Annotated in this window: 10 protein-coding genes; 6 read left to right on the top strand and 4 right to left on the bottom strand. The window is 59.3% G+C overall.

Going from position 1 to position 8,623, the window contains the following annotated elements; translation table 11 throughout:
- Positions 1 to 847 (top strand): hypothetical protein (locus tag VIH17_05335; protein ID HEY4682658.1); only part of this gene is annotated, 847 nt, incomplete at its 5' end.
- Between the two features lie 421 nt (positions 848 to 1,268).
- On the opposite strand, the gene VIH17_05330 is transcribed toward VIH17_05335, so the two are convergent.
- From VIH17_05330 to VIH17_05315, 4 genes are all read right to left on the bottom strand, one after another.
- The gene (locus tag VIH17_05330) at positions 1,269 to 2,528 is read right to left on the bottom strand and encodes a VWA domain-containing protein (GenBank protein HEY4682657.1); all 1,260 of its coding nucleotides are present in this window, start codon (positions 2,526 to 2,528) and stop codon (positions 1,269 to 1,271) included.
- A gap of 112 nt (positions 2,529 to 2,640) precedes the next feature.
- Positions 2,641 to 4,116 carry a hypothetical protein gene (locus VIH17_05325; protein HEY4682656.1) on the bottom strand — a complete coding sequence of 492 codons (1,476 nt, stop codon included), beginning with the start codon at positions 4,114 to 4,116 and terminating at the stop codon, positions 2,641 to 2,643.
- Positions 4,117 to 4,338: 222 nt separating this feature from the next.
- Complete coding sequence (locus tag VIH17_05320; GenBank protein HEY4682655.1) at positions 4,339 to 4,947, bottom strand: LON peptidase substrate-binding domain-containing protein; 609 nt, start codon at positions 4,945 to 4,947, stop codon at positions 4,339 to 4,341.
- Between the two features lie 46 nt (positions 4,948 to 4,993).
- Entirely contained in the window at positions 4,994 to 5,305 is a 312-nt protein-coding gene (locus tag VIH17_05315) for a tetratricopeptide repeat protein (protein HEY4682654.1), read from the bottom strand.
- A 125-nt stretch (positions 5,306 to 5,430) separates the two neighbouring features.
- Here VIH17_05315 and VIH17_05310 point away from each other — a divergent pair, with 125 nt between their 5' ends.
- From VIH17_05310 to VIH17_05290, 5 genes are all read left to right on the top strand, one after another.
- Positions 5,431 to 5,886 carry a hypothetical protein gene (locus tag VIH17_05310; GenBank protein HEY4682653.1) on the top strand — a complete coding sequence of 152 codons (456 nt, stop codon included), beginning with the start codon at positions 5,431 to 5,433 and terminating at the stop codon, positions 5,884 to 5,886.
- Between the two features lie 142 nt (positions 5,887 to 6,028).
- Positions 6,029 to 6,616, top strand: coding sequence for an acyl-CoA thioesterase (locus tag VIH17_05305; GenBank protein ID HEY4682652.1), 588 nt, complete (start codon positions 6,029 to 6,031; stop codon positions 6,614 to 6,616).
- An 8-nt stretch (positions 6,617 to 6,624) separates the two neighbouring features.
- Positions 6,625 to 7,200 (top strand): GNAT family N-acetyltransferase, encoded by a 576-nt coding sequence (locus VIH17_05300; protein ID HEY4682651.1) that lies wholly within the window; start codon positions 6,625 to 6,627, stop codon positions 7,198 to 7,200.
- Positions 7,201 to 7,489: 289 nt separating this feature from the next.
- Positions 7,490 to 8,263, top strand: a complete 774-nt coding sequence (locus tag VIH17_05295) for a hypothetical protein (protein ID HEY4682650.1) — start codon at positions 7,490 to 7,492, stop codon at positions 8,261 to 8,263.
- A 70-nt stretch (positions 8,264 to 8,333) separates the two neighbouring features.
- A partial coding sequence (locus tag VIH17_05290; protein HEY4682649.1) for a metallopeptidase family protein occupies positions 8,334 to 8,623 on the top strand: 290 nt, incomplete at its 3' end.

Genomic DNA, 8,623 nt, shown 5'->3' with positions numbered 1-8,623 from the left:
CGCCCCTGACGCGGACACGATGGGCGCGGGTATAAGGTCCCTACCTTCAAATCACGGCTATACCATGGCTTGCATTGTCGTGCCGAGTGGAGGGCCACATAGGACTGGTTGGGCCTACTGGCACAGTTCACCGGTCAACGGGATTCAGCATGCCGCTCGCGTCAATCTCCAGGAGGGGCTTGGGGTGTGGGCGATGGAAGTCGTCCACATGGCCACAGAGTTCGGGGACCTCTACAACACAGACCCAAATCTCGGCGCATTCGATAACATGGCTGCCTCAAGTGGGACACACCCGTCCGCGCATACGAAGCTCGCCATGCAGTGGCTAGACGGCGTCACGGTCGCGACACACCGCGGTCGGCAGTCAAGGTTTAACCTGTGGGCCATTGCGTTGCTTCAACCCCCACCTCCCGGACGAGTAGCAGCCGTGCGGATTCCGTCTCGCGTTAGCAGCAATCACTTCCTGATTGAGGCCCGACTGCGCGTCGATCCTTACGAGAGGCCCTCGTTCGCGTCGTCAGGCATCCCAAGCGAAGGCGTCATTGTGTACGAGGTTGCGGCACGCCACGAAGTGTACTTGCGCACGCCCACAGCCCTCTCCGTGGGCCAGACATACGCGACCGGGGGCGAGGAGGATCTTGAGGTCCGCGTGTCCGCCGCGCTCCCCGGTGGCTTCTCCTTCGTGATTCGGACACCTGAACACCCCGAATGCCCGCGCTTACGCGAGCAGATTCAGCTACTGAGAGAGAGCATCGAATCTGAGGAGGACCCCTACATTCGCAGAGGAATGATTTCTGCGCTACGGCGGGCGCAAGAGCGGGCGCGCGACCTAGGCTGCGATGGGTGACCTAACGAGCCGAGATTTGGAGTTCCGTCTATGAGTGAGACGGAGAGCGGCGGTTGGTACTGCCCGCTACTGGTCACATGTGAGATTGCCTAACGACGGGCTCAAGCTGACTCGCTTCGCTCGCAGCTTAGCCCGAGAGTTAGCTCCTGAACGATCGCCGCCAAGAACGGCTATTCCCGACAACTGTCGGCGGCGATGCTGCCACCGCTGAACTCGCCTATCAAATTATCGGGGATCGCCGCCGAAGCAAGTCTCTGAAACTTGCAGGATTTGCCTCACCTTTGGGGGATCGATCCTGCCTTGTCGGCTAGGCTTTACGAATGCCTCTCCCGCACGAGGCTCGCCACGCACTTGGCCGTATAACGCCCTCCTCGGAAACTGACCCACTACCGAGTAAAGATAGGCTCGGGGCGGCGGCCCTTCAGTGGATGTGGCGGGTCTTGCGCTGCATGTAGTCCATGAGGAGATACTGGCCGAGGTTGTAGGGGGTGGTGAAATAAGCCTTGCCCCGGCAGATTTCGGTGACTTTCTGGACAAAGTGAACCAGGCTATAGTCCGTGGCCAGCATGAAGGTGTTGACCAGGATACCGGAGCGGCGGCATTTGGCGACTTCGGCCAGCGTCTGGCTGACAACCAGCGGGTCGAGCCCAAAGGCATTCTTATAGATGCGGCCGTCTTCCAAAGTAAGTGCCGAGGGCTTCCCGTCGGTGATCATCACGATTTGTCGCATGTCCTTCTTCTGGCGCGAAAGGATGCGCTGGGCCAGCCGTAGCCCTTCGCGGGTGTTGGTGTAATAGGGTCCCACTTGCACCCGGGCAAGCTGAGAGAGTGGCATTTCCTCGGCGCTGTCATGGAAGAGCACCAGGTGCAGGGAATCACCGGGGAATTGCGTGCGAATGAGATGAGCGAGAGCCAGCGCCACCCGCTTGGCGGGGGTGAACCGATCCTCTCCATACAGGATCATGCTGTGGCTGCAGTCGAGCATCAAGACGGTTGCGCAGGAGCTTTGATATTCCGCTTGATGAACCATCAGGTCAGGGTAATCGAGGTCAAGCGGAACCTGGATGCCGCTTCGTCGCATGGCGTTGAAGAGTGTGGCCGGGATGTCGAGGTTGAGTGTGTCGCCGAATTGATAGGTGCGCGAGCTCCCCCCCGACTCGATGCCGGTAGCGAGGTCGCGGGTATCGTGCCGGCCAAAACTGCTCTTGCCAAGCGAACCAAGCAGCTCCTTCAAGGTCTTGTAACCCAGGAAGTCAAGAGTCTTGTCAGTGATTTCGAAGCGCGCCGCCCCTTCCGCCGGGCGCGCGCTTCCGACGGCGCCCCGGGCATCCTTCTGGTAGGAAACCTCGTCGGGATTTTGAATGCTGACATATCCCTCCTGCGAGAGCCGCTCCAGCAACCGTTCGAGGATTTGATCGAGAGTGGGGTTTGGCTTGCCGCCGGCCTCCTGCATCAACTGCTCGAGCATTTCCGCGGGAATCAGATCGCCCTCCTCCAGGGCGCGGAGGATGGCCTGCTTGAGCTGCTCCAGGGATGGATTACCCTCCATCTCGTTCATGCTGTAGAACGATTGCTCGAAGCCGCTACGCAGAAAGAAATCGGCAAGGCGGCTGACAAGTTCCTCCAAGTTGATGGAGTCCCAATCCTGACCGGTAAAACGCGAATAGCGGATGAACTTCATAGGCCGCTCTGGTGCCGTTCCAACTTCATGAGCCTATACATCTCGATCCTGCATGATCAATAAAGCATGCCGTGTGACTTGCGGAAAATGGCCCCAAATAGTTGGAACGGCGCTAGTTAAACGATCTCCGGTGCCGCGGGGAATCTTCCCGCGGTTCGACGCGCTTTTTCTCCTCGGCAAAAAAGCCTCGTTCCTCGTTCCGGCTGATGCGGCGATGGGCGTAAAGGCCCTCGAGAACGAACTCCGCCGCCGCCACCACAAGCGCCGGGTCATCTTTCCCTTTGACGCCCAGCGGCGCAATCTTGTCCACCAACCCCTGGATGAGTTTGAGCTGCTCGAGAAGTTCGCGACTTGAGCCGCCGGCCCCAATCTTCAGTTGGCCGCCCAGGTCAAACCACTGGACGATGGCAAGAAGGTCGGCATCGGCGAAATAGCGATCAAAGACTTTCCCCACCGCCGAACGAAGCAGATCGCGAGCGACGGCTTCCGCGCCCCGCAGCTCACCCTCGTACTCCAGCTCGAACTTGCCGGTCAGGGAGGGGACCGCCGCGTAGATGTCAGCCACGCGCGGAACAACAACCTGTTCTTTGTGTCGAAGCGCCCGCAGCTCGGCATTGCTGATGGCCGTCTCCATTGAGCTGATGCAAATGCGCTGGCTCACCCCGGAGCGCCGATCGATTTTCTTTTCCTCCCTCGCCAGGAAGGCGATTTCCTCGACAATCTCTTGCACAAATCGCGGGAGACGCAGCTTGCCCTGCGATCCGCGATCGAGCCAGGCTTCCTGCTGGGTGATGGCGATGCCGTGCTCAAGATCAGTGGGGTAATGGGTGCGGATCTCCGAGCCGATGCGGTCCTTGAGCGGGGTGATGATTTTGCCGCGGGCGGTATAGTCTTCCGGGTTCGCGGTAAACACCAAAAGGATGTCGAGGGGCAGGCGGACGGGGTAACCTTTGATCTGCACGTCGCCCTCTTGCATGATGTTGAATAGCCCGACTTGAATCTTTCCGGCAAGGTCAGGAAGCTCGTTGATGGCGAAGATGCCGCGGTTGGCGCGCGGGAGAAGACCGTAGTGGATGGTCTGCTCATCGGAGAGGTAAAGGCCGCCTCGGGCCGCTTTGATGGGGTCGATGTCTCCGAAAACGTCGGCGATGGTTACGTCCGGGGTCGCCAGTTTTTCGACGTAGCGTCGCTCCCGCGGTAGAAACCCGATGGGTGTCGCATCGCCTTGCTCTTCCAGGCGCTGCCGGCAGTGCCGGCAGATGGCCGCATAGGGATTGTCGTTGATTTCGCAACCCTCGATTACCGGAATGACCGGATCGAGAAAAGTCCCGAGGCAGCGAAGGATCCGGCTTTTCGCCTGGCCGCGAAGGCCAAGAAGAATAAAATTGTGCCGCGAGAGAATGGCGTTGACGATCTGGGGGATGACGGTGTCCTCGTAGCCGAAGATGCCCGGGAAAAGAGGCTCGTTTCCCTCCACGCGGGCGAGCAGGTTTTCCCGCATCTCCTGCTTGACGGTTCGACCGCCATAGCGCTTCTCGGAAAACTCGCTCTGGCGAAGTTCACCCAAAGTCCTGGGTAGGGCGCGCATGGTTCCTTCTCGAGTCATAGTCCCTGGAGATCTGTCGCCAGGCGACCTGAAGCCCGGCAACCACTCCATTATAGGGCAAACGACCGGCCGCATGCATCGGCGATGGCCGGCGAGTGGTTCCTGCAAAGCATACCCCTGGCCATCCCCAAGCTTCGGCACGGCCGACGCTCACCGCGTTCAGGCAGCCCTTTCGCCTGCCATCAATGGACCATCAATGGACCATCAATGGAAATGTCCGTTCCCGCCCGCGGCCTTGCGCGCCCGCTCGATGCGCGGAAGCCACTGCGACATCTCGCTGATGAGCAATTCGAGCCTTGCTACTTCCGCCCGCATTTCAAGCAACTTTTGTTTTAACGCGAGATCGAGGGCGAGGGCGGCGGCGATCCCGAAAGAAACACGAGCCGGTGAACGGTCAAACGCAGGTGGTTTGCCCCGGGGAATCTCATCGGCAATCTTCTCATAGAGCGCGGTCGCCTCCGCCACCAGGCTGGGCGAGGGCTGGGGACCGGCGTCGTCATCGAAGAAGATAACCGATGCACGATCGTAGGCGCGATCGGAAAGAACATTCTCCACCTGGAAACGCTGCTCGCCTTGCGTCGAAATATCCATCCGCCCGTCAGGGTATTTTTTGATGACCCCAAGGATGCCGGCCGTGCAGCCAACCCGCTCGAGCTTCTGGCCTTGCTCGAGGATGATCCCGAAGGGGGCTGCTTGTTGAAGACACCAGCCAATCATCTCCTTGTAGCGCGGTTCAAAAATATGAAGCGGCAGCCATACGCCGGGGAAGAGCACCACCTCAAGCGGAAACAACGGAATGATGAGAGTGGCCATTTGGGGAGCGATTATAGCCGAAAGGAATTTCGCCGCCTTGCCCGGCTCATCCTGCCTCCGCCAGCAGCGCCTCGAGCTCGGACAAGGTGTGCGAGTCGCCGGAGCGGCGGGTCACGTCGAGGGCGGCCTCGATGATTTGTCGAGCCTCTTCCCTTCGCCCCAGGCGGATCAGGAGATTGGCCCATTGGTAGTAGCCCGCTGAGTAACGCGGGTGGCTCTCCATCAATTGGCGGAATTGGGTCAGTGCCTCCTCGCTTCGGCCCAGGCTTGCGTACTCCATCGCCAGTCCGTACCGCGAAAAGGCATCGGCGGGATTTTTCTCGACAAACTGCTGGAGGACTTCAAGCCGGTTTTTCAATGGCGGGCTGCTCCTCGCAAGCATTCTCCGGGCGGCAGCGAAGATTGCTATCCAGCCGCCCCGCCCTTATAGTATAAACTCAGTTCGCGAGCAACCGCGTGCTCAAAAGGGCTGGTGGAAGATTGATGGCGTGTCCGTTCTTTTTCCCAACTGAAAAGTTTGACGATAAGGCCTGGCGTCATCGGCCGCAATTGCCCCTTGGGGATGGGTTCCTTGGGATTTGTCGGCGAGATTCGAAGCAGGAGTTCATTCCGGACGCCCGTGCCTTGCAAGCCTGCTGCAATCTCGGCTACGCCTTCGACTGCCCGCGCTTTCCCAGGACCTACTCGACCGATGCCGTGCGCTTGGCCGTGGTAGGCGACACGAACAGCCTGGTGACCATTTACTGCGTTCTGGAAAAGGACCATCGCCCGGCCGAACATGGCAAGTTGGAATACTCGGCCGCCGAGCGCCAATTTCTTTCTCGGCACCGTGACCCAATCGTCGAGCGGCAGGCAGAGGTTTACGTCGAGTCGTACTTCCGCCGCAAAGGCGGACCGGCCCGGCCGGCGCACCACTCGCCGGGTGATGCCCGGGCCTGAAATCGCCGGTGGCCGGACTCCTCACCGGCCCGCACTTGTCGGGAGCGTCGGGACGGCGACGGCATCGGCGAGAACAAGTCAAAAGGACACGGCGATAACAAGACCCGTCGGCGATCTCTTGCGCCGTTTTCCCCGAGGTGCCATGGCTAAAAAAAGGGTCGCCGGGACAAAGACCGCTTCCCAAACCGGCGAACAACCGGGCAAGCCCGCCCGGGACAAAGCTGAACTGCTGGGAAAAGAGATTTTGGCGGGCAAGCCGGTCACCGCTTCGCAGTCGGAGATGGTGGAAGTGGTCTTGCCGAATGACGCCAACCCCCTCGGGAATATCCTTGGCGGAACGGTGATGCATTTGATCGACATCGCAGCGGCCATCGCGGCCCATCGCCACTCGAACGGCTATGTTGTCACCGTCTCGGTCGATCATCTCGACTTTCGCCACCCCATAAAGGTGGGAGGATTGATTGTTCTGAAATCGTCCGTCAACCGCGTTTTCCATACTTCCATCGAAGTCGGGGTGAAGGTTTTTGCCGAAAATATTATGACGGGCGAGCGACAACACACCAGTTCAGCCTACGTCACCTTTGTGGCTATAGACGAAGAAGGCAGGCCAAAAAGAGTCGCCCCGGTGATCCCGCAGAGTCCGGAGGAAAAACGGCGCTACCGGGAAGCCGCCCGGCGCAGGAATTTGCGCTTGGCGAGCCGCCAAAAAGGGTGGAGCCAGATCGTCTGAGGAGGCTTATGTTTCGAGAAATGCTCGAAGGCCGGTACCCCAAAAAGATTGCCCTCAAAGACGCCAGCGAGCTGATCGTGCGGCCGCTGGCCTCGGGCGACCGTGACGCCCTCCTGCGCTTTTTTCAGCAAGTCCCGGAGGAAGATCGGCTCTACCTGGCTGACGATGTGACCGATCCAAGAGTGGTGGCTCGCTGGTGCGCCGAATTGGACTTTGTTTACGTGGTGCCCTTGCTTGGCCTGGTCGGCGGCGACGTCGTTGTGGATGCCACCCTCCACCGCGAAAAGGGCGGCTGGAAAAGCCACATCGGGCGGGTGCGCGTCGTTGTCCACCCCAAATATCGCGGCCGGGGCGTCGGCGCCGCTCTGGTCAAGGAGTTGATCGACATCGCCATTGAGATCGGCCTCGACAAGTTGGACGCCGAGTTCGTCCTCGCCCAGGAGCACGCCATCCATGCCTTTGAAAGGATCGGCTTCGTCAAGGTGGCACAGTTGCCGCAACATGTTCTCGACCGCCATGGCGCCGCCCATGACCTTATTCTGATGGTCTATGATCTCAAGGGCGAGGCCTTCGGCATAGACTAGTGCCGTTCCACCTTAATGAGCCTATACATCTCGATCCTGTATGATCAATAAAGCATGCCCTGTGACTTGCCGAAAATGCCCCCAAATAGTTGGAACGGCACCAGTCCTTTTAGCTTCAACTCGTTATCCGGATAAAGCGGTCGGGTAGGTGCCTGCCGGAGTCTCGCCGCTCATCCCTATTCCCATTCTTGCATTCGGAAAATTTCCCTTTATGGAATGAGACTCCTTGGTACTTGCGGCCTATTGACTGGCTCGGGCGTGCCAGCCAAGATGACCGAGCGAAGTGGCTATGGCCGCTGCTCTGAAGGCGCCGTTGCTCTCGCGAGCAAGGGGAGTCATGCCGGGTAGGCGCAAGTCGGATTGGGAAAAACTCGAAAGGCGCGATTGGGAGTTGTGGTTCCTAGCGGTCGCGATGATTTTCATCCTCGCGGTCGGCATTTTTGTCGCGGCGCTCCCCGCGCTGGTAAGCGACTCCGCTCGCATCGGCACCACGTTGAAGCGTGTCTTGATTGGTTTCTGTGTCCTGACCGCCCTTTTCAATGCCTACCTGATCGAGCGCCAGCTTGCGATCAAAACGCTGCGGCGAAAGTTGTACGATGAGCAAACTCGGATCGCTTTGCTCCAGCTCCAGGCGAGCGAAAATATTTTGCTGTCGTTACCCCGTGAAGAGCAATTCCGCGACCGCTTGGCTATGGAATTGAAGCGGGCGGAACATTCCAGCGCGCCCCTTTCCGTCCTTACCACCAAAGTCGAGATAAGCGGCCCGGTTGAGCCCTCCGAGAGGATCCAGTGCATCGGCGAGACTCTGAAGCTCATCATGCAGAGCCTGCGCCAGGAGGATTCGCTCTATCAGTACGATGAGAACCTTTATTGTGTGGTGCTGCCCGGCGCCGGCATGGAGGCGGCCCAAAAAATTGCCGCGCGACTGCTCCGCATGTTTGACACCCATCCGGCCCTGCACCAGCAGGGTGTCTCCCTGAAAACCTACCTGACCAATTATCCCATTGACACGGAAAGCGCCTACGAAATGGAACAACTCGCCGTGCAGGCCTTCCTGGGATAAAATTCCAATCGGGGTGTGAGAAGGGAATCCGCCTGGGGCCGAAGGGGAGGTTCGTTTCTGGATCTTTGTTATGGACCGTGAGTATTTTGAGCAGCTCGTTGAGGAGGCGCTTGCCGGGTTGCCCGAGCAGTTCCGGGCCAAGCTGCGAAACATAGCCGTAATCATTCAGTCGCGCCCGCCACGATCGCGCAAACGCAGAAAGAGCCCACAGACGGCGGGCTTGCTTCTCGGGATTTTTCAGGGTGTGCCGCTGACCCAGAAAAGCGTTTTCGCGCCCACCCCGCCCGATCGCATCGTCCTCTACCAGGCGAATATCGAGGCCATCTGCCGTTCCGATGCTGAAATCAAAGAGCAAGTCCG

It is taken from the genome of Candidatus Acidiferrales bacterium (assembly GCA_036514995.1).
Classification (GTDB): Bacteria; Acidobacteriota; Terriglobia; order Acidiferrales; family DATBWB01; genus DATBWB01.
Note: the sequence above shows the minus strand (reverse complement) of the source record. Positions and strands in the feature narration are given on the sequence as shown.